The sequence below is a fragment of the Glycomyces sp. MUSA5-2 genome, assembly GCF_037034145.1.
GTDB lineage: Bacteria > Actinomycetota > Actinomycetes > Mycobacteriales > Micromonosporaceae > Glycomyces > Glycomyces artemisiae.
The window spans coordinates 36710-57618 of sequence record NZ_JBAGKG010000003.1 but is presented as its reverse complement, the minus strand read 5'-3'; the positions used below and the strand labels follow the sequence as shown (position 1 = coordinate 57618).

Below are 20909 nucleotides of genomic sequence, written 5' to 3'. Positions count from 1 at the left end.
ACGGCCGAAGCGATCATGTCGGCCTCGGCGGTCCCTGGCGCCCGCGCGACTACTCGTTGAACCCTTGATATGCGCAGGGCACCAGGGCGTTGCACAGCCGCATCCGGTAGATGAGGCCGGTGATGACGTCGTAGCTGAAGCTCTCGTAGGTGCCCGCGCCCGAGTCGTTGTTCTTGCAGCGGAGGGTGACCCAGCCGGTCCGCGGGGTGTACGTCTGGAGGCAGCCCTCGACGCTGTAGCCGTCCCTGTTGGAGTCGTAGACGCGGAAGGAGTCGCCGTCGTCGACGTGCTGCATGGCGCCGACCTAGTGGCCGTCGATGTCGGACAGGATGAGCCAGGTGTCGCCCGCGAGCGCGGCGCTCCCGGTCCCTCGCCTGCACGCGAGGTGACACCGCTGCCGAGCTCTGCTCACTGGTGGCGGCGGCGGAGGTCGATTCCTGAGCCGTCGCTCAGCAGCATGCGGCGGTAGAGGCCGGCGGGCTTGGTGCGGCGCAGGATTCTGGTCTTGCGGGTGCGGTGGACCTCTTCGCAGGTGTAGCGGCCTTCGCGCACTTCGAGAACGGTGTCGACCTGGACGTGTCCGTCGATCTTCGTCTTAGGCCCCGAACCGCTCCAGAACTTGCTGTAACTGCGCCCAACGGGCGCCACGAACGCCAGACGCTGGTCGGTGAGCACCCACCAGCCGCGGCGGCGAAGCGCCGGGGTGAGCAGGCGACCGGCGTCGGAATTGTCGCCGTGGCCGTGTACGACCACGGCGGGTCCCTTGGTGCGCTTCTGCTTCGAAGGCACGTCACCGCCGGCGCTGGCGCCGCTGAGTCCCTCGGCCAGGAACACCAGTAGGGCCAGCATGACGACCGAGCCCACGATCCACAGCAGCACCGTGCCGACGACCGTCAAGATGCGCTTCGCGAGCTGCTCAGGCGGCCACGGCGGCCTTGGGAGGCCTTCGAGCACCGGCAGCTTCCATACCGGTGCGAACTCGATCAGCCGCTCGTCCGGGCGCAGCCAGTTCGGTTCGAGTACCCGGCGCGCGTCGCGCATCAGGTCGAGCTTCGGCGGTCGCTTCCCACTCATCTGCCGTCGAGTTCCCCCCGCAGATTCCCGAACGCGGTCGCGGCCTCGCTGTCGGCGGCCTCGTAGTCCTCAGCACAGGAGCGAAGGCTCGATACGCTGGCGGTGTGGGCCGCGGACATATTCCCGATGATCTCGACCATGCCGTTCCCCGCGTCCTGGTACTTGCCTGCGAAAGCGACCCCGGGTAGGCCCCAGGTCATCTCGGCTGCGGTGGCGTCAGCTGCGACGCCCTTGATCGCGTCGGCGTTGCCTGTCAGGCCTTCGAGCGCGGTCGCGGTCTGCACGAGCTCGTCCGGGTCCACGTAGGTGCCGGCGCTGGAGGCGCGACTGATCTGGCCCTGGTAGTCGCTCCCGCCTCCGATGGCGCCCGCCCCCAAAGCGACTGCGCCGAGACCACCGGTGAGCGCCGCCGTCACACCGGCCTTCGCGCCCATTGCCGCGAGCATGCCGACCCAGTTCCCGAGGCCTCGCTTGAGGACCGGGTTGTCGAGCACGAACTTGCCGAGCACGCCGAGGATCTTCCCGAAGATCCGGTTGCACTCACTGAGCTTCTTGAAGCCACGGCTGAACATGGAGAACGACTTGTAGGCGGCGGAGAGGAGGAACGTCGCCACCGAGGCTCCGAAGGACCAGGTGCTGTTCATGAGCGCGATGAGGCCGCGGGTGATGAGCCATGAGACGAGTTCGGCGAGGATCGACTTGATGACGTCGTAGATGGTCTCCGCGAGCAGTTCCGCCCAGCCGAGGAGGGTCTGTACTCCAGCGGCTTCGTTGGACGCGGCGAAGATCGAGGCTTCGAGTGCGGTGAGCTGTTCGAACGCCGCGTCGGAGGCGTCGCCGGTCCAGGTCCTGAGATTCTCGTTCACGGCTGCGGCGTTCTCTTCCCTCAACGCGCCCAGCGCTTCCGAGACCTGCCCCCAGACCTCGCCCTGCCGCTTCATCTCCTCGGGGTCGCCCGAGACCATGTAGAGGAGTTCGTTGAGAGGTTCGACGAGTTCCAGGACGATGCTGAGACCGGCCTGCGCGAGGGCGTAGATCGGGTCCTGGATCGCGAATGCGGCTTCGAGGGCGAGCGCGGCGATGTCGCCGGGGATCGCGGCCGCAGAGGCGAGCCGGTCGTCGCCAGAGACAGCGTCGTAGATGTGGTCGGCCATCTTCAGGCCGCTCTTGACGACGGGAGTGTCCTCGGCCATGTTGCGGAGGGCGCCGTCCTGCTGCGGGGTGGGGTACTGGGTGATGTCAGAACCGTACTGATCCGACATTCGTGCTCCTCTAAGCGGATGGGCGGCCGCCGACCGGGGTATCGGCGGTCTTCCAAAGCTATCGCAGCGGCGCAAGGCTGCTGTGGTGGTCAGGTGCGGTGTCGTCAGTCGTTCGAGCCGCTGCCGTCCAGCGCCCCACCGAGCAGTGGGTCGTCCGGAGCCCAGCCGGACCGGAGGCGGACCGCCTCGTGCGGCTCACCGCGCCGGGCTGGATTGCCGCCGTGGGGCCAGTGCGGCGCGGTACTGGCCGGGGCTGGTGCCGACGGCCTTCGCGAACTGGGCGTAGAAGCTGCTGCCGGAGCCGAAGCCGGAGGCGTAGCCGACCGCGGCGCAGTCGAGGTCGGTGGTGGCGAGGAGGCGCTGGGCCTCGGCGACGCGGCGGCGCAGCAGGAACTCGCCGATCGTCATCTCCCAGGCCCGGCGGAAGACGGTCATGGCGTACTCGGTGTTCAGGTGGGCGACGGCGGCGACGTCGGCGGCGGTGATCGGGTCGCGGAAGCGGTCCATGATGAACGCCGCCATCGCGAGGGGACGCGGGACGGGGGCCTGCCCGCCGCCGTTCGAGGCGCGTGCGGCCGAGAGCGTGCGCCGCACCTGGGCCTGGACCTCCAGGAGGGCGGTGGCCGCGTCCCCGCTGGCGAAGTCGGCCTCCCAGCGCCGCCAGACGCCGACCGCGTCGACGTCGGCGGGCACGGGCGCGAGCGCGGGCCGGCCTTCGAGGAGGGCGCGCAGGTCGGCCGCGGGCAGGTCCCAGGTGAGCACGGTCGACAGCGGCACGTGCGCCCAGCAGACCTCGGCGGGCGCGCCTTCGGGCTCCAGCAGGAGGTGCGGCGGGCTCGCCCAGAACACCGCCGCCTGGCCCTGCTCGACGCGCAGGCGCCGCTCCCCCATGAGGTACTCGATCGCGCCGCGGGTGACGATGTTCAGCTCGATGTCGTCGTGGCTGTGCGCGCGCTGCATCGCCGGAGCCGTCCCGCGGGCGACCCAGACCCGGGCGCTCGCGAGCTCCACCACCGCTTCTACGTTCACGAGGGGCGATGGTAGCCGAACAAAGGATCCCGGACGAACCGCGAAGCGGACCGGATCCGCGGGGGCCCGATCCGGCCTACCGTTGTCCGCATGACGACGACCTCTGCGAGGAAGCTCGCCGCGCGGCGCGCGCCCATGGGATGGAACAGCTGGGACTGCTTCGGCGGCTCCGTGACCGAGGACGAGGTGATCGCCAACGCCGAGTTCATGGCCGCGCACCTGAAGGAGTTCGGCTGGGACACGATCGTGGTCGACATCCAGTGGTACGAGCCCGACCCCGGCGAGCACCGCTACAACGACGTCGCCGACCCGGTCCTGGACGCGTGGGGGCGCCAGCTCCCGGCGCCGAACCGGTTCCCGTCGGCCTCGGACGGGTCGTTCAAGGCGCTCGCCGACCGCGTGCACTCGCTGGGCCTGCGGTTCGGCGTGCACATGATGCGGGGCATCCCGAAGAAGGCAGTGGAGCTCGACCTGCCGGTCCTCGGCGGCGGCACCACCGCCTCGCAGATCGCCGACCGCGAGAACGCCTGCACCTGGAACCCGGACAACTACGGCATCGACCACGCCGCGCCGGGCGCCCAGGCGTACTACGACTCGCAGGTGGCGCAGTTCGCCGAGTGGGGCGTGGACTTCGTCAAGCTCGACGACGTGCTCCACCCGCCGACGCAGAGCGAGGACATCGCCGCGTACTCGCGCGCGATCGACCGGTGCGGGCGGCCGATCGTGCTCAGCCTCTCGCCGGGCAAGGCGCTGTCGCTCGCGCACCTCGACCATCTGCGGGCGCATTCGGAGATGTGGCGCATCTCCGACGACCTGTGGGACGACTGGAGCGCCCTCCACGAGATGTTCCAGCGCGCCGCGCGCTGGGCGCCGCACCAGGTCCCGGGGGCGTGGGGCGACGCCGACATGCTGCCCTTGGGCCGCATCGGCATCCGCGCGCACGTCGGCGACGACCGGTTCTCGCGCCTGACGGTGGAGGAGCAGCGGACGATGCTCACGCTGTGGTGCGTGATGCGCTCGCCGCTCATGTTCGGCGGGCACCTGCCGGACACCCCGGCCGACACGCTCGACCTGCTGCGCAACCGCGAGGTCCTGGCGCTGCTCGACAGCAAGGGGAGCCGCGAGGTGGTGCGCGACCACTCGCTGGCCGTGTGGAAGGCCGACCTCGACGACGGCGCGGCGTTCGCGGTGTTCTGGTTCGGCGACGAACCGGCCGAGCTCGACGTGCACCTGGCCGACGCCGGCGTGCCGCAGCGCGACAGCGTCCGGGACCTGTGGCGGGGCGTCGACGTCCCGGTCGAGGGCGGGAAGGTCCGCCTCGACGTCCCGGCCCACGGGAGCCGCCTCCTGCGCGTGTGAGACCCGCGGTCTGCCTGCCGCGCCCGAAAGATCTGACGAATCCATTGACATTTTGGCATGTCCCGATGGATCATCATTTCATCGCCCGATCCAACTAATGCGCATCGGGGCCGTTCCCTGGGGGTGCGGCAGGCAGACTCAAAAGGGGGAGCGCTCGTGGGCGCAACCAGAGGAAGACTCAAGGCCGCGTTCGCGGCCCTGTTCCTGGCGGTGGCGGTCGGCGTGTCGGTCGCGAACTGGACGCCGCAGGCATCGGCCGACACCATGACGCAGCTGAACGCCTCGCAGATCACCGCCGACATGGGCGCCGGGTGGAACCTGGGGAACAGCCTGGAGGCCAACGCCAACGGCATCCCCAGTGAGACCGCGTGGAACAACCCGACCGTGACGCAGGCGCTGATCGACAGCGTGCAGGCGGCCGGCTTCGACACCATCCGCATCCCCGTGTCCTATCTGAACTACATCGGCTCAGGTCCGGACTACACGATCAACGCCGCCTGGCTGAACCGCGTCCAGCAGGTCGTCGACTACGCGTACAGCCGCGGCATGTACGTGATCATCAACATGCACGGCGACGGTTGGAAGAGCACCAATGGCGGCTGGCTCATCTGCGACGCCGCCGACCAGACCACGATCAAGGCCAAGTACCAGAAGGCCTGGCAGCAGATCGCGAACCGGTTCCGCGACTACAACGAGCACCTGATCCTCGAATCCATGAACGAGGAGTTCGACGGGCAGTACGGCGCCCCCACCCAGCCCTGCTACTCGAACATCAACGCCTACAACCAGATCTTCGTCGACACGGTGCGCCAGACCGGCGGGAACAACGCCTCGCGGTGGCTGCTCGTCCCCGGCTGGAACACCAACATCGACTACACCACCGGCAACTACGGGTTCGTGATCCCCACGGACGACTACCGCTCCCCCACGATCCCCAGCGGTGAGCGGCGCATCATGATCTCCGTCCACTACTACGACCCGTGGGACTTCACGGGCACCGAGAACGGCACCATCACGCAGTGGGGCCCGAACGCGACCGACCCGTCGAAGACGTCCACCTGGGGTCAGGAGGACCACATGGACGCGCAGCTGAAGAAGACCTACGACGCGTTCGTCGCGAAGGGCTACCCGGTCGTCGTCGGCGAGTTCGGCGCGATCGACAAGTCGTCGCAGGACTCGGTGAACCACCAGTCCCGCCAGGACTTCGCGCGCTACATGGCCGCCACGTCCAAGAAGTACGGCGCCGTCCCGGTCTACTGGGACAACGGCTGGAACGGCCAGTACGGGTTCGGGCTGTTCGACCGGTCCAACAACACCGTGACGCAGCAGGGGATTATCGACGCGATCATGACCGGCCTCGGCGACGGGCAGTCGTCGGGCTCGTCCGCGATCGTGGGCGCGGCCTCGAACCGGTGCCTCGACATCCCGAACTCGTCCACGGCGAACGGGACCCAGGCGCAGCTGTGGGACTGCAACCAGGGCTCGAACCAGACCTTCACCCGCACCGCATCGGGCGAGCTGAAGGTCGGCGGCAAGTGCCTCGACGCGTCCGGCTGGGGCACCGCGAACGGCACCAAAGCGGTGATCTGGGACTGCTCGGGCGGCGCGAACCAGCGCTGGAACGTCAACGCGAACGGCACCATCACCAACGTGCACAACGGCCTGTGCCTCGACGCCAGCGGCGGCGCCACCGCCAACGGCACCCAGATCATCCTCTGGGCGTGCAACGGCGCCGCGAACCAGCGCTGGAGCTTGAGATAGCCCCGACCGACTGGCACCCGCCGACCGTCGGCGGGCGCTAGTCGGTGCTCGCGAAGATCGGGTTGGTGTAGAACCAGAGGTCTTCCCAGGGGTCGACTTGGCCGGGGACGTCGAGGGCGGGGCCGAGGGGGTCGACCTCGGTGCCGAGGTATCCCGGTTGGCTCCGCTTGCCGTCGGTGCCGCGGACGCGGACGTACATGCCGGATTCGACGGTGAAGGCGTGGACGAGTTCGATCGAGCCGGTCTCGCCGCTCACGTCCCAAGAGTGGACGACGCGGGTGTCGGGCGCGGTCATGGTGTTGGGGTCGGCGGCGGGGCCGGTGACCTTCCCGGCGATGACGTCGACGCGAGCGAGGCGCGGGAGGAGGCCGGCGTGGTTGACGCCGTCGGCGAGGTCGATCGCGAGCACGAGTTCCACTTCGGTGCCGGGCTGCACGTCGAGGGTGCCGCCGAGCCCGGCCCTGTGCCGCGAGCCGCCTCGGCCCTTGACGCGCAGGCGCATGTCGAGTCCGGCGATGAGGTCGCCGAAGCAGACCCACATGCGTCCGGCGCGCATGGCGTCCATGACGGCGCGGTGGCTGAAGTCGGTGGCGCCCACCCAGGTCCGGTTGTAGGCGCCGGGCGGGAACGAGGAGTACTCGGCGACCGGGCGGCCGGTGCCGACGGGAGGCGGGTAGACGCCGGTCGACTCGAACGTGTCGCCCGCGTCGTTGTAGGGGATCGTGTCGTAGCCGGTCTGGTCGAGGGGGTCGACGGGGTTGCGGACCCAGTCGCCGCAGCCCTGGTGGCCGTCGGAGGTGGTGGTGATCCACCATTTGCGGCCCTCGGCGAGGAGGCTGTCCCACACGCCGCCGACGGTGGCGGTCATCCAGTCGAAGCCGCCCCAGGTGCGGTAGCCCTCGGCGGGGTAGCCGGGGAAGGAGTGGCCGCCGGGGTTCGAGTCGTAGAGGCCGCGTCCGCGGGCCATGCCGGGCGCGGGCAGGCCCGCGGCCTGGTGGCCGGGGGCGCCTTCGAAGCCGATGACGATGCCGGGGGCCGCGTCCTGCCAGGCGCGGAGCTCGGCCGGGGAGTCGATGCCCTTGCGAGCCGGATGGTTCGGGAGGACGAGGGCGTCGGCGAGGTGGCCGTCTTCTACGGCGGCTTTGAGGTTCGCGAGGGCCTCGATCGCGAGCGCCTCGTTCTCGGGGGTGCCGTCGCGGGCGCCGACCACGTTGGCGTCGTATGCGTTCACGAACTCCTGGAGGACCTCGGCCTCGCCGTCTCCGGGCGCCATCATGAGGGTGGTGTGCTCGCCCGCGGGGATGTTCCATTCGAGGCCGCCGAAGACGAGCAGGTCGTCGCCGTGGCGGTCGCGGGCGGCGGCGAGGTCCTCGTGCTGCGGGGCGATGCTGTGGGCGGCGAAGGGCTTGTTGCCGTGGTCGGTGATGGCGATCCAGTCCAGGCCGCCCGCGATGGCGCGCACGGCCTGGTCGTCGACGCGGTACATGGCGTCGTTGCTTTGACATCCTCTCCTCCCTGAAGGGAGAAGATTCCCGGCTTGCGGTCCGTTGGCACGACCCGGCTACGGGTGGGTTCCTGTTTCAATGGGCCGCGCCGGGTCTCCCCGGTCTTACCAGCCCTCCGCAGGCGTTTCAGGTGTCCGACTGCCCGGCGGCCACCATGCGCTGTCCTTCTCGCCGGATGTTGATCTCGGCGTTCTCATCCCGGCCGTGGACCGCGCCGCACCCGCATGCCCACTGGCGGACCTTCAGGCCTTCCAGGCCATTGGGCCCGGTGAGCGCGCCGCAGGTCGAGCACAGTCGCGTGGACGGGAAGTACCGGTCGACCTTCGCGAAGGTGCGCCCGGCGCGCTGCGCCTTGGATTCGAGACGGTCAAGAAACATCCCGAACGAGGCGTCCTGCACCGACTTCGCGGCACGGCCCCGGCTGAGCCCGCGAACGTTGAGGTCTTCGACGTAGAGAGCTTGGTTCTCGCTCACCAGCGTATAGACCTGCTTGTTCACCCAGTCGAAGCGGGTGTCCTTGACGTTCTGGTGGATCTTCGCGACTTTGATCCGGGCCTTGACCCGGTTCGATGAGCCTTGCTGTTTCCGCGAGAGTTCCCGCTGGGCTTTCTTGAGCTTGCGTTCGAGCTTGCGGAAGAACTTCGGCGAGTCGATCACCTTGCCGCCGCGCAGCACCGCGAACGACTTCAGTCCCAGATCAATCCCGGTTTCGGCGTCGTTGTCGCTGATTGGCTCCAGGAGCTCAGCGCCGTCGTCAACCGAGACGACGAAGGAGGCGTAGTACCTGCCGGTGGGGGCCTTGATGATCGTGACCGAGCTGGGCGCGGAAGGCAGCTCCCGCGACCACGCGACCTTGAGGTCGCCGATCTTCGGCAGACGCAATCGCCCGCCCGCCAGCACCTTGAACCTGGCGTTGCGGGTGAAGCGGATCGCTTGAGTGTTCGATCGGCGCTTGAACCGGGGCGGACCTATCCGCGTCCCGGCCCGCTTCCCCTTGATCGAGGCGAAGAAGTTCCGGTACGCCCTGTCGGCGTCGGCCAGGGCCTGCTGCAACACCACCGCCGACACCCCGCCCAGCCACGCTCGCTCCGGGGTGCGCTTGGCGTCGGTGATCAGCGCCTTCGACAACGCAGCCGTGGTCGGGTACCGCAGGCCCTCGGCGTGGGCGTGCTTGCGTGCGGCGACAGCATCGTTGAACACCACGCGGGCGCACCCGAACGCCTGAGCCAGTGCTTGACGCTGGGGGCGCGTCGGATAGACCCGGTACCGATACCGCAGAAGCACACCGGAATGATACCAGAATGGTGTAGGATGGTGCCATGGCGACCTTTACCGTCCGGATCCCCGACGATCTCCACGCCAGACTCAAGGCCAAGGCCAGAACCGATCACCGATCGGTCAACGCCGAGATCGTCCACTTGCTGGAGACCGTGCTCGACAGTCCCGCTAGGAGGGACCGCGAGCGGGCAATCGCCCCCGATTCACCTCCGATCTAAAGGCCGGAGCACTTTCCGGGATACCGGTAGGGGCTGTGGAGGTGGTGGTCGCCCGCCAGCCACAGGTACCCGCCGCGGCGCTCGCGGGCGGCGGCGGGAGTGGCGGCAGCGGCCGCCGCGGCGGTGCCGAGCAGGCCCGCGCCGCGCAGGAAGCCCCGGCGGTCGGTGCCTTCGGGGTGTTGCTTGGTCATGGGGTCCTCCGGAGTGCGGCGGCCCGGCGGGCGCCGGGACGGAGTTGATCTTGCTGGCTCCGCGGGTCCGGGAGCCGAACCGCCGCTGTCCGGGAGGTGAATTCGGGTCAGAGGGTCCAGTGCTGGTTGGCGGCGCCGGTGCAGGCGGCCTGCTGGAGGCGCACGCCGTTGGCGGTGCCGGAGCCGATCACGTCGAGGCACTTGCCGGAGTGGCGGGCGACGAGCTGGTCGTAGCCGCTCCCGGCGTCGCGGACCTGCCACTGCTGGTTCGCGCCGGTGCCGCAGGTCCACAGGATCGCCCGGGCGCCGTCGGCGGTCGAGGCGCCGCTGATGTCGAGGCACTTGCCCTGGGAGACGAGCTGCACGTAGCCGCTCCCCGCGTCGCGGAGCGTCCACTGCTGGTTGGCGCCGCCGTGGCAGTCGTACTGGATGATCTCGGCACCGTCGGCGGTGGAGCCGCCGACGACGTCGATGCACTTGCCGGACAGGCGGTTCACGATCGGGGTGGTGAGGCTGCCGCCGATGTCGTCGCCCCAGGCGTGGCGGATCCGGTCGGCGCCGGAGGCGTTGCGCACGGTCAGGTCGATGGCCGTGCCGCTGCCCGAGGCCGAGAACATGGAGTACCAGTCGTAGCCGATGCTGCCGGGCTTGCCGCCGATGGCGGGCCAGTAGGTGGAGCCCATGCGCTGCTCGCGGGCGACGTCGGTGACGGCGCGGAGGTAGCGCACGAAGTTGTCGGTGCTGGCGGCGTTCGCGTAGTCGCGGCCGTCGTTCATGGGGGCGCCGAACTCGGTGAGGACGGCGCGGGGTCCGCAGGAGCCGAGCTGGTCGCGCACGCTCTGCACCCACCCGGCGTAGTCCTTGGTGCCGTAGAAGAACTGGTAGTGGTGGAAGGAGACGAGCGTGCCGCTCAGGCGCGAGTCGGCGCAGATCGGCTTGGCGTCCTGGCTGAAGCCGGTGCCGCCGATGAGGATGCGGCCCTTCGGGATCGAGGGCCGGGCGCTGATCCAGGAGGCGGCGACGTTCGTCCACTCGGTGGCGCTGTAGCCGTGGGGCTCGTTCATCGGCTCGAAGTACACGAGGCTGTTCGAGCCGTACTGGGAGGTGACGGTGTTCCACATCGTGTTGAAGGCGTTCATGTCGGTGATGCGCCCGCCGGAGGCCGCGCCGTCCTCCCAGTAGGCGAGGATGACCTTGAAGCCGCGGGCGGTGGCGGCGTCGATGGTGCCGCGGTAGGCGTTCCACCAGGCGGTGCCGACGGTGTGGGTGTTGACGGGGAGCCGCACGGCGTTGGCGCCCATGGTCGCGGCCATGTCGGCGTAGATCGCGTCGGCCTTGGCGCGCACGGTGTCGTAGCTGTCGGACTGGCTCAGCCGGTCGAGGACGAGCGGGCCCTTGACGAAGTTGTCCCCCAGGACGGCCCAGTTGAAGCCGCGGAAGGCGCTGGTGTCGGCCGCGGCCGGGGCGGCCCCCGCGAGGACCGCGACGGGGGTGAGCAGCAGCGCGGACAGGAGTGCGAGGAGGAGGCGGGACAGGCGGCGCGACGGCCGGGGTGGTGAGCAGTTCATGGAGTGACCGTTTCTCGTGCGGGGGGCATGCGCGCGATCTCATGCGCCCGGAAGGTCGCGATTCCAGAACTAAATATAGAGATGCGTCAATACTATGTCAACGCTTGCCACGCGAGGCGGGACGGCTGGGGCGCATGGCGCTAGACTGCCGCGATGAGCAGCCCCATCCCCCCGGAGGCCGGGTCCGAGACGCCGGACGGCCCGCTGACGATCGCACAGCTCGCGGCCCTGGCGGGCGTCTCCACCGCCACGGTGTCCAAAGTGGTCAACGGCCGCGCCGACGTGGCCGCCGCGACCCGCGAGCAGATCGAGGCGCTCATCCGCACCCGCGGCTACCGCAGGCAGCGGCGGCCCGCCAAGACCGCGGCCCTGATCGACGTGCTCTTCCACGAGCTGCGCGGGTCCTACGCGATCGAGATCCTCAACGGGGTCGAGGAGGTCGCCCGCGAGCACCGGCTCGGCGTCGTCGTCTCCGAGCTCGGCGGGCGCCACGTGCCGGGCCAGGACTGGGTCGAGGAGGTCCTCGCGCGCCGCCCGCTCGGGGTCGTCTCGGTGTACTCGGGGCTGGCGCCCGACCAGAGCGACCGGCTCTACAGCCGCGACGTGCCGCTGGTGCAGCTCGACCCGACCGGCGACCCCGAGCACGACGCGCCGTCGGTGGGCGCCAGCAACTGGAACGGGGGCCTCAGCGCCGCAAGGCATCTCGTGGCGCTGGGCCACCGCCGCATCGGCGTCGTCGCCGGACCCGGCGACATGGAGGCCGCGCGGGCGCGCCTCGACGGCTTCCGGGCGGCCCTCGACCTCGCGGGCGTCCCGGCCGATCCCGGGCTCGTCCGCCACGGGGACTTCAGCATCGAGCGCGGCCGCGACCTCGCCGAGGAGCTGCTGCGGCTCGACGAGCCGCCCACCGCGATCTTCGCTGGCAACGACGGCACGGCCCTGGGGGTCTACCACGCGGCGGCGCGGCTGGGCGTGCGCATCCCCGAGGACCTGAGCGTCGTCGGCTTCGACGACCTGCCGAAGGCGCAGTGGATGATCCCCCCGCTCACCACGGTCCGCCAGCCGCTCAAGGGCATGGGCGCGGCCGCGGCCCGGATGGTCGTGGGCCTCGCCGCGGGCGAGACGCTGCCGCAGCAGCGGGTCGAGCTCGCCACCGAGCTGGTGGTGCGCGAGAGCACCGCGCCGCCGCGGCGCTGAGGCGGCCGGGCGGGGGCCGCTCCGGCGGCCCGGATGTTCACGGTAAACGGCCAGGTATCGAACCATTTACATATAGGACTTCGATCGCTACCCTGGGGGCAGCATCCTAACGTTCGAGGAATCCCCCGAACGTTTCGTCGTCAGCGACCAGGGCGCGCACGGGCGCGGCCGGAGAGGCACCCCCATGTCCACACCCATCCCGAGAAGGCGGCGGCTCGCCGCGCTCGCGCTGGCCTTCGGGTTCGCGGCGGCCGCGCTGAGCCCCGCCGCCGAACCGTCGCCCTCCCCGGCACAGGCCGACAACCCGATCGTCCAGACCATCTACACCGCCGACCCCGCGCCACTGGTCCACAACGGACGCGTCTACCTCTACACCGGCCACGACGAGGACGGCTCGACCTGGTTCACCATGAAGGAGTGGCGGGTCTGGTCCTCCGACGACATGGTCAACTGGACCGACCACGGCTCGCCGCTGAACATCGACACCTTCGCCTGGGCCCGCCAGGACGCGTGGGCGGGCCAGGCCGTGGAGCGGGGCGGCAAGTTCTACTGGTACGTGCCCGTGGTCAACGACGCCACCGGCCGCATGGCGATCGGCGTGGCCGTCGCCGACAGCCCCACCGGCCCGTTCCGCGACGCGATCGGGCACCCGCTGGTCGAGAACGGCGAGATCGACCCGACCGTGTTCATCGACACCGACGGGCAGGCGTACCTGTACTGGGGCAACCCGAACCTGTGGTACGTCAAGCTCAACGCCGACATGACGTCCTACTCCGGCGGCGTCAACCAGATCCCGCTGACCACGCAGGGCTTCGGGACCCGGCCCGGGGGCACGAGCCGGCCCACGCTGTACGAGGAGGGGCCGTGGGTCTACAAGCGGAACTCCCTGTACTACATGGTGTTCGCGGCGCAGTGCTGCTCGGAGTTCATCGCCTACTCGACCGCGCCCGGCCCGACCGGCCCGTGGACCTACCGCGGCACCGTCATGCCCACGCAGGGGTCGAGCTTCACGAACCACCCAGGGGTGATCGACTTCAAGGGGAGCTCGTACTTCTTCTACCACAACGGGGCCCTGCCGGGCGGCGGCGGCTTCACGCGGTCGGTGGCCGTCGAGCGCTTCGCGTACAACGCCGACGGCACGATCCCCCTCATCAACATGACCTCGACCGGGGCGCCGCAGGTCGGGACCCTCAATCCCTTCGTGCGCCAGGAGGCCGAGACGATCGCGTGGGCGAACGGCGTCGAGACCGAGCGGGCCTCCGAGGGCGGCATGAACGTCGGCTGGATCGAGAACGGCGACTGGATCAAGGTCAAGGGCGCCGCCTTCAGCACGGGCGCGCGCTCGTTCACCGCGCGGGTGGCGTCGGCGACCTCGGGCGGGAGGATCGAGCTGCGGCTCGACGGCCCGAACGGGGCGCTCGTGGGCACCTGCACCGTCCCGGGGACGGGCGGCTGGCAGACCTGGACGAGCGTCTCGTGCGCCGTGAGCGGGGCGTCCGGGACGCACGACCTGTACCTGAAGTTCACCGGCGGCAGCGGCTACCTGTTCAATGCGAACTGGTGGCAGTTCACCGCTTAGCGGCGCAGCGGAACGGGCCTCCCTGCGAGGGGAGGCCCGTCCTGTCGTGCCCGGCGCTGAGGGCGCACCGGGCGTCCTGTCAGGCGAAGGTCCACTTCTGGCTCGCCGAGCCGTTGCAGGCCGCCAGGACCACGCCGGTGCCGTTCCCGGTGCCGCCGTTCACGGTCCCGAGGCACAGGCCCGACGCGACGCCGGTGACGGTGCCGTCGGCGTTCACGTTCCACTGCTGGTTGGCCCCGCCGTGGCAGTCCCAGATGATGGCCCGCGTGCCGGGGGCGGTGGCGGCGCCCTCGGCGTCGAGGCACTTGCCGCCGTAGACGGTCAGCTGCTTCGAGGAGGTGCGGGTCCACTGCTGGTTCGCGCCGCTGTGGCAGTCCCACAGCTGGGTGACGGCGCCGTTCGAAGTGGACTGCGCCGAGACGTCGAGGCAGCGGCCCGCCGCGGTGTTGCGGACCTCGTCGGCCCCCGCCGGCGGCGTGGAGGACGAGAACTGGCTGATGAACGCCCAGACCTCGTTCTTGACCCAGCTGCGGGCGCCGCTCTCGCAGCCCGTGCAGCCGTCGACCGGGCCCTGCTGGTGCCCGCCGTCGAAGGCGGCCCACTGGACCGGCTTCCCTTCGCGGCACGTGTACTTCGTGGTGATGTGGGTGCCGCTGCCCGAGGCGGGTTCGCGCGGGCTCAGCGAGGCGCAGCCGTTGTTGGCGACGAACCGGTCGCGCATGGCGCGCGCGTTCGGCATGGAGTCGGTGACGCCCTGGATGCCGAAGTACGCCACCGCGCCCGTGCCGCCCGAGCACCCGCTCACCGGCCCGGGGACCGAGATCGCGATGACCGCGCGGAACGTGTCGGGCCGCGCGCAGGCGAGGGCGTAGCTGATCGCCCCGCCGTAGCTGAAGCCCAGGGAGAACCGCTGCGACTGGTCGACGCAGAGGTCCGCCTCGATCGTCCGGATCATGTCGTCGAAGAACGTCACGTCGCGGCCGTTCGGGTTGGCCCAGGCGTTGTCGAGGCCCTGCGGGGCCACGAAGATCGCCGAGCCGCCCGCCAGCGCGTCGAGCCCGTAGTGGGCGTAGACGGCGCCGTCGGAGCCGCCGGAGGCGACGTCGTTGGCGGTGCCGCCCCACCAGTGGTTGCCGAAGATCAGCTTGTGGGGCTTGGTGTTGTCGTAGCCGGACGGGACCTTGAGGATGAACGTGCGGTTCTGGCCGCTGCTCTGGATGGTGTGGGTGCCGCTGTTGAGCGTGGGGGCCTTGCCGCACCCGCTGCTGGCCGCGGCGGTGACGTCGGCGGCGGGGGCCGCCGGTGCCTCGGCGGCCTGGGCCGTCGCGGCGCCGGTGAACGCCAGGACGGCCGCCGCACCGAGGCAGGCGAGCGCGGATCTGAATCTCGACATGGTTGGAACTCCTTGCGGTTCAGGCTCTTCGGAGTCTGGACTGTGGACCGGCGTCGCATGAGAGGTCCGTGCAGGAGGATGCGGCCGTCCGAGTGCTGGAATCGCTCCCAGATCGTCTCGGATGAAGCCGTGCAACGCCTTGAATATCGACGTCAGTCTATATAGATTGGATGTATGCCGTCAAGGGTCGAGCGTTATCGGAAGTTCGCCGCGGAATGTCCGTGCCGCGCAGGCGCAGACATCGGATCTCTGCGCCCTCGTTCAGCGTTCGAGGCGGTCGGGGTCCCCGGCCGCGGCGCGGCGCACGAGCCACGCCTCGGTGATGTGGGCGAACATCGCGGCGGCGGCGCCCTCGGGGTCGCGCGCGGCGATGCACTCGAAGACGCGCCGGTGGCCGCGGTTCGAGGCCTCGCACAGGGACCGCTCCGTGCGCCCCATGTACCGCGCGGTGTTGATGACCTGGCTCTCCAGGGACCGGACGACGGCGCGGGCGATGCGGTTCCCGGAGGCGCGCATGACGGTGTCGTGGAAGGCGCGGTCGTGCTCGTGGTAGGACTCCGGCTCGTCCACCAGCTCGTCCATGCGGTCGACGAGCTCGCGCATCCGGTCGAGGGCCGCGGCGTCGGCGGCGCGCGCGGCGACGTGGGCCATGTCGGACTCCAGGAGGCGGCGGGTGACGACGAGGTCGTCGAGGACGCCGAGGCTCTCGTCCTCGTCGATGGTCGCGGCGAGCACGAGCTCGTCGAGCATGTTCCAGGAGGCCGCGGGCAGGACCTGGGTGCCCGAGCCCTGCCGGATCTGCACCAGGCCCTTCTCCTGGAGGACCTTGACGGCCTCGCGGACCACGGTGCGGCTCACCGAGAACGCGTCGCACAGGGCGTGCTCGGCCGGGAGCGCCGAGCCGGCGGGGTAGTCGCCGCGGACGATGCGCTGCACCAGTTCGGCGGTGACGGCCTTGGCGAGGCTGGCGGGGCGCCGCGTCCACGTCGGCCGCGCGGGCCCGTCCTCGTGCGTCGTCGTCATCGGGCCTCCGTGTGCCGCCGCGCCGGTCGCGGATGCGGCTTAGTATACGTCACTCCATTGACGTAAGACGTCATACAAGTTATGTTTACCGCGACCCTCGGCCGGACCCCCCGGCCGCCCCACGGAGAGTGATCTGCAATGAAGCGACGAGCACTGTGGTCGACCGCCCTCATCGCGCCGCTGGCGCTGTACGGCTGCGGCAGCGCCGCGGCACCGGAATCCTCCTCGGGCGGCGGCGACACGCTCGTGGTCTGGGACTGGAAGTCGGGCGACGAGACCGCCAAGTCCTATATCGAGGCCGCGAAGGCCGACTTCGCCGAGCAGCATCCGGGCGTCGAGGTCGAGTTCACGGCCCAGCCCTTCGACCAGTACTACAACCTCCTCGGCACGGCCATCCAGGCCGGAGAAGGCCCCGACGTGATGCTGTTCAACGGCGGCGGCCAGCTCCGCGACCGCACCGACGCGCTGGTGCCCCTCGACGACTACGTCGCCGACGACATGGAGCGCCTCGCCGGGTGGGAGGCGTTCACCGCGGACGGGCACGTCTACGCCGCGCCGGTGACCCTGCAAGGCCACCCGCTCTACTACAACAAGGCCCTGTACGAGGCGGCCGGGCTCGACCCCGAGGCGCCCGCGGCCACGTGGGAGGAGTTCCTCGCCGACTGCGCACAGATCGAGGAGGCGACCGGCGCGGACTGCTTCGCCATGGGCAACAAGGAGGGCTACGGCATCCAGTTCTTCATGTCGGGCCTCGGACCGGGGATACTCAGCCCGGAGGAGTACGACGCCTGGATCGCCGGGGACCGCGACTGGACCTCCCCCGGTGTGAAGCGGATCTTCGAGCTGTGGGTCGAGGCCGAGCAGGCCGGGCTCAACAACGACGGCGTCAACTCCACCGCGATGTTCAACGACGAGTTCGCGCTCTTCGACTCCGGGGAGGCCGCCCACGTCGTCGGCCTCATGTCCGACGTGGGCCACTGGAAGGAGTTCGGCGAGTTCATCGGCGACGAGAACGTCGGCGTCATGCCCGCCCCGGTCGTCAGCCCCGAGGCCGCGCCGGTCCTCCCCTACGACGGCGGCATCGGCTACGGCGTGGCCGAGTGGACCGACGACCCCGAGCTGGCCGCCGACCTGGTCCGGTCGCTCACTTCGACGTCCGCGCTGGAGGCGTTCTACGCCGACGCGGGGGCCATCGCCGCGGACACCACGATCGACGCCTCCGGTGCCGGACCGGCGACCGCCGCCATCGTGGCGCAGCTGCCGACCGGCAAGCCCGCGCTGCACGTGGCGCTCTCGGCCGAGACCCTGGAGCTGATGGGCCGCCTCTCGCAGCAGCTCCTCAGCGGATCGGTCACAGTGGACGATGCGCTGGCCCAGCTCGCCGAGAGCGACGGGGCGGCCTAGACATGCCGGTCGGAAACCCGCCTCCCCCGGTCGCATCCGAGATGCTCGGACCGGCCGCGGACACCGCACGGGCGGGGGTCCGGACGGCGCGGGGGCGTCGGCGCGGGAACCAGCGATTCCACCGCGCCGACCGCCTCGCCCCCTACATCCTGGTCGCGCCCGCGGTCCTCATCATCGCGGGGCTGCGGCTCTACCCGCTCGCGCTCGGCGTCAACTTCTCGTTCACCGGCGACGGCGACCGCAACGGGCAGGCCGTCGGGCTCGACAACTACGCGGCCCTGTTCGACGACCCGCTGTTCACCGCGGCGATGCGCAACGTCGGGCTGCTCGTGCTGCTGCTGCCCGTCGCCGTCGCCGTCCCGGGGCTCCTGGCGACCCTGATCTACCTGCGGGTGCCGGGGCACCGGGTCTACCGGGGCGTCTACTTCTTCCCCGCGGTCCTGTCGCCGGTCATCATCGGCGCGATCTTCAACCTCCTGCTCGCCTTCGACGGGCCCGCGAACTCCCTGCTCGGGACGGTCGGGCTCGGGCCCGTCGACTGGCTCGGCGACCCGGACACCGCGATGTACGCCGTCGTGGGCGTCCACATCTGGGCGACCTTCGGGATGGCGCTCGTGGTGTTCCTCGCCGGATTCGCCACATTGGACCCCTCGCTCATCGACGCGGCGCGCGTCGACGGCGCCTCGATCCCGAAGGTGGTCAGGCACGTGGTCGTCCCCGGCCTGTCGCAGACGATCCAGTTCGTCGTCGTCACCACCATGATCGGGATGCTCACCTCGATGTTCGGGCTCCTGTACGTCATGACCGGCGGCGGCCCGGAGGGCTCGACCTACCTGCCGGAGTACTACATCTGGTTCCAGCAGGGCCAGATGGGCCGCCCCGCGCTCGCCTCGGCCGCGTCCACAGTGCTCTTCGGCGTGATGCTCGTCGTCGGGATGCTCCAGCTCGCCGTCCTGCGGCGCTCCGGAAGGGAGGACTGAGTGGCACCTCTGCGCGCAGGGCGCTGGATCGCCGCGATTCCCATGGCCGCCTTGGCGATCGCCACGGTCTACCCGCTCGTGTTCACCGCCAACGTCGCCATGAAGACCCGGCACGAGTACGTACTCGACCGCTTCGCCCCGGCCGAGGGCCTGCGCTGGGACGCGTTCGCCGCGGCCTGGACCGGGGCCGACATGGGCCGGTACCTCGCGAACTCGCTCATCGTCGTCACCGGCGCCGTCGCACTCCTGCTCCTCGTCGGGTCCATGGCGGGCTTCTCCCTGAGCCGCCTGCGGTTCCGCGGCTCGCGGGCGCTGTACCTCGGCTGCCTCGCGGCGCTGTTCATCCCGTTCCAGGTCATCATGGTCCCGCTGGCCCGGACCCTCGGGCAGGTCGGCCTCGTCGACACCTACCCGGGCCTGATCCTCGCCTACACCGCGCAGTTCCTGCCGTTCACAGTCTTCCTCATGACCGGGTACTACAGCCGCATCCCGGCCGAGATCATCGACGCGGCCCGCATCGACGGGAACTCCCTGTACGGCGTGTACGCGCGGATCATGCTGCCGCTGGGCCGCCCCGCGCTCCTGTCGGTGGGCATCCTCAACGCGCTGTTCTGCTGGAACGACGTGCTCATCGCGCTGCTCCTCATGCCCTCGGCCGAGCACCGGACGCTCATGGTCGGCGTCACCGCCCTGCGCGGCCAGTACTCCGCCGACATCCCGACCTTCGCCGGGGGCGTGCTCATCGCCGCCGTCCCCGTGCTCGTCCTCTACCTGCTCTTCCAGCGCCAGATCGCCTCCGGCGTCACCGCCGGGTCCACGAAGGGATGACATGCGCATCACCGGGTACCGCACGCTGACCACGGTCCAGGAATGGGCCCGGCCGGTCGGCGACGCCAACGGCCGCTTCGAAGACGGCGTCACCACGCTCCCGGTGGTCCTGGTCGACACCGACGAGGGCGCCACCGGGGTCGGGCTCGGCTCGCACGCGGGGCTGGAGGGCGTCTTCGGCGCGATCGAAGGCGAGGACCCGCGGGCCGTCGCGGGCCTGTACGACCGGATGCTGCGCCGCGCCTTCAAGGCCGGGCACGCGGGCGCGGTGTTCGGCGCGATCGGCGCGCTCGACACCGCATTGTGGGACCTCAAGGCCCAGGCCGCGGGCGAGCCGCTGTGGCGGCTCCTCGGCGGGCGCGACCGCGTCGTCCCGGCGTACGCGTCCGGCCTCGACATCGGACTCGACGACGAGGCGCTCGCCGACGCCTACCGGCTCTACGCCGACCGCGGCCTGCGGGCCGCAAAACTCAAGGGCGGCCTCGACGTCGAGGCGGACCGGAGGCGGCTCGCCATCGTGCGGGACGTCCTCGCCGACGCCGGGGCGGCCCGCCCGCGCCTCATGCTCGACGCCAACGAGGCGTGGTCGCGCAAGGAGGCCGTGCAGCACGTCGGCGCGATCGAGCGCACGATGGACCTCGCGTGGGTCGAGGAGCCGGTGCGCCGCTGGGACGCCGAGGGCCACGCCGCCGTCCAGCGCGGCGTGCGCGCCGCGGTCGCCAGCGGCGAGAACCTCACCGGGCTGGAGCAGTTCACGCCGCTGCTCAAGGCGGGCGGGGTCGACGTCGTGCAGACCGCGGCGGTCTGGGGCGTCACCCACTTCCTGCGCGTCGCCGCGCTCGCGCACGCCCACGACCTCCCCGTGAGCCCCGTCGGGAACATCCCGGTCGGGGTCCTCCACGCCGCGACCGCCGTGCCCAACCACCTCGTCAGCGAGCTCCAGGACCTGCGGCCGCCCGTCGGCATCACCGCCGACCTCGACATCGAGGACGGCGCGTTCGTCCTCGGCGACGCCCCCGGCCTCGGGCTCACGGTCTTCACCGAGGCCATCGCCCGGCTCGACCGCCGCCCGGCCCCGGCCGACCCCGCCGGGACCGCCGTCCGGCCCGAGCGCGCCGGACTGCGCCTGCTCGCCGGCGAGCGGCCCGCCGACCCCGACCGATCCCCCACCCGTCCGAGGCGCGCCGACCCCGAGGCAGCGACCGCCGACCGACGGGTGCCCGCCATCGAGCACTGAACCGCCTCGCCGACAACGGAAAG

19 protein-coding genes are annotated in these 20909 nt (G+C 70.6%); 9 read left to right on the top strand and 10 right to left on the bottom strand.

The features are described 5' to 3' along the window. Positions 1-49: 49 nt before the first annotated feature. The 4 genes from WA640_RS10510 to WA640_RS10495 form a co-directional block, all read right to left on the bottom strand. Positions 50-295: a hypothetical protein gene (locus tag WA640_RS10510; RefSeq protein ID WP_335987600.1), complete on the bottom strand. Its 246-nt coding sequence runs from the start codon at positions 293-295 to the stop codon at positions 50-52. Between the two features lie 113 nt (positions 296-408). Next, the gene (locus WA640_RS10505) at positions 409-1074 is read right to left on the bottom strand and encodes a hypothetical protein (RefSeq protein WP_335987599.1); all 666 of its coding nucleotides are present in this window, start codon (positions 1072-1074) and stop codon (positions 409-411) included. Continuing rightward, positions 1071-2336, bottom strand: coding sequence for a hypothetical protein (locus tag WA640_RS10500; protein ID WP_335987598.1), 1266 nt, complete (start codon positions 2334-2336; stop codon positions 1071-1073). Before WA640_RS10500 ends, WA640_RS10505 begins: the two co-directional genes overlap by 4 nt. Before the next feature lie 195 nt (positions 2337-2531). Further along, the gene (locus WA640_RS10495; protein ID WP_335987597.1) at positions 2532-3365 is read right to left on the bottom strand and encodes a helix-turn-helix domain-containing protein; all 834 of its coding nucleotides are present in this window, start codon (positions 3363-3365) and stop codon (positions 2532-2534) included. 90 nt (positions 3366-3455) lie between these two features. Here WA640_RS10495 and WA640_RS10490 point away from each other — a divergent pair, with 90 nt between their 5' ends. Both WA640_RS10490 and WA640_RS10485 read left to right on the top strand, forming a co-directional pair. Beyond that, positions 3456-4724, top strand: a complete 1269-nt coding sequence (locus tag WA640_RS10490; RefSeq protein ID WP_335987596.1) for a glycoside hydrolase family 27 protein — start codon at positions 3456-3458, stop codon at positions 4722-4724. A gap of 156 nt (positions 4725-4880) precedes the next feature. Further along, a complete protein-coding gene (locus tag WA640_RS10485; RefSeq protein ID WP_335987595.1) occupies positions 4881-6485 on the top strand; it encodes a cellulase family glycosylhydrolase in 1605 nt (534 codons plus the stop codon). Between the two features lie 37 nt (positions 6486-6522). Here WA640_RS10485 and WA640_RS10480 read toward each other — a convergent pair whose 3' ends face one another. Together WA640_RS10480 and WA640_RS10475 are read right to left on the bottom strand one after the other, a co-directional pair. Beyond that, the gene (locus tag WA640_RS10480; protein WP_335987594.1) at positions 6523-7971 is read right to left on the bottom strand and encodes a histidinol-phosphatase; all 1449 of its coding nucleotides are present in this window, start codon (positions 7969-7971) and stop codon (positions 6523-6525) included. Positions 7972-8116: 145 nt separating this feature from the next. Next, positions 8117-9274 carry an RNA-guided endonuclease InsQ/TnpB family protein gene (locus tag WA640_RS10475; RefSeq protein ID WP_335987593.1) on the bottom strand — a complete coding sequence of 386 codons (1158 nt, stop codon included), beginning with the start codon at positions 9272-9274 and terminating at the stop codon, positions 8117-8119. Between the two features lie 35 nt (positions 9275-9309). Here WA640_RS10475 and WA640_RS10470 point away from each other — a divergent pair, with 35 nt between their 5' ends. After that, entirely contained in the window at positions 9310-9486 is a 177-nt protein-coding gene (locus WA640_RS10470; protein ID WP_335987592.1) for a FitA-like ribbon-helix-helix domain-containing protein, read from the top strand. Here the strand turns inward: WA640_RS10470 and WA640_RS10465 are convergent. Both WA640_RS10465 and WA640_RS10460 read right to left on the bottom strand, forming a co-directional pair. Then, a complete protein-coding gene (locus WA640_RS10465) occupies positions 9483-9677 on the bottom strand; it encodes a hypothetical protein (protein WP_335987591.1) in 195 nt (64 codons plus the stop codon). The genes WA640_RS10470 and WA640_RS10465 overlap by 4 nt on opposite strands. A gap of 107 nt (positions 9678-9784) precedes the next feature. Further along, positions 9785-11245 (bottom strand): ricin-type beta-trefoil lectin domain protein, encoded by a 1461-nt coding sequence (locus WA640_RS10460; RefSeq protein ID WP_335987590.1) that lies wholly within the window; start codon positions 11243-11245, stop codon positions 9785-9787. Positions 11246-11398: 153 nt separating this feature from the next. On the opposite strand from WA640_RS10460, the gene WA640_RS10455 reads away from it, so the two are divergent. Both WA640_RS10455 and WA640_RS10450 read left to right on the top strand, forming a co-directional pair. Continuing rightward, positions 11399-12442 carry a LacI family DNA-binding transcriptional regulator gene (locus tag WA640_RS10455; protein WP_335987589.1) on the top strand — a complete coding sequence of 348 codons (1044 nt, stop codon included), beginning with the start codon at positions 11399-11401 and terminating at the stop codon, positions 12440-12442. Between the two features lie 184 nt (positions 12443-12626). Beyond that, complete coding sequence (locus WA640_RS10450; protein ID WP_335987588.1) at positions 12627-14021, top strand: glycoside hydrolase family 43 protein; 1395 nt, start codon at positions 12627-12629, stop codon at positions 14019-14021. 79 nt (positions 14022-14100) lie between these two features. Here the strand turns inward: WA640_RS10450 and WA640_RS10445 are convergent, their stop codons facing one another. Both WA640_RS10445 and WA640_RS10440 read right to left on the bottom strand, forming a co-directional pair. Further along, entirely contained in the window at positions 14101-15414 is a 1314-nt protein-coding gene (locus WA640_RS10445) for a ricin-type beta-trefoil lectin domain protein (RefSeq protein WP_106363830.1), read from the bottom strand. A 261-nt stretch (positions 15415-15675) separates the two neighbouring features. Beyond that, complete coding sequence (locus WA640_RS10440) at positions 15676-16437, bottom strand: FadR/GntR family transcriptional regulator (RefSeq protein WP_106363831.1); 762 nt, start codon at positions 16435-16437, stop codon at positions 15676-15678. A 138-nt stretch (positions 16438-16575) separates the two neighbouring features. Here WA640_RS10440 and WA640_RS10435 point away from each other — a divergent pair, with 138 nt between their 5' ends. The 4 genes from WA640_RS10435 to WA640_RS10420 are packed head-to-tail and all read left to right on the top strand — an operon-like array spanning position 16576 to position 20886. Beyond that, positions 16576-17841 (top strand): ABC transporter substrate-binding protein, encoded by a 1266-nt coding sequence (locus WA640_RS10435; RefSeq protein ID WP_335987587.1) that lies wholly within the window; start codon positions 16576-16578, stop codon positions 17839-17841. Between the two features lie 41 nt (positions 17842-17882). Beyond that, positions 17883-18821, top strand: a complete 939-nt coding sequence (locus tag WA640_RS10430) for a carbohydrate ABC transporter permease (RefSeq protein WP_335987586.1) — start codon at positions 17883-17885, stop codon at positions 18819-18821. Between the two features lie 42 nt (positions 18822-18863). Next, a complete protein-coding gene (locus tag WA640_RS10425; protein WP_442904741.1) occupies positions 18864-19649 on the top strand; it encodes a carbohydrate ABC transporter permease in 786 nt (261 codons plus the stop codon). Between the two features lies 1 nt (position 19650). Continuing rightward, the gene (locus WA640_RS10420; protein ID WP_335987584.1) at positions 19651-20886 is read left to right on the top strand and encodes a mandelate racemase/muconate lactonizing enzyme family protein; all 1236 of its coding nucleotides are present in this window, start codon (positions 19651-19653) and stop codon (positions 20884-20886) included. Positions 20887-20909: the final 23 nt, after the last annotated feature.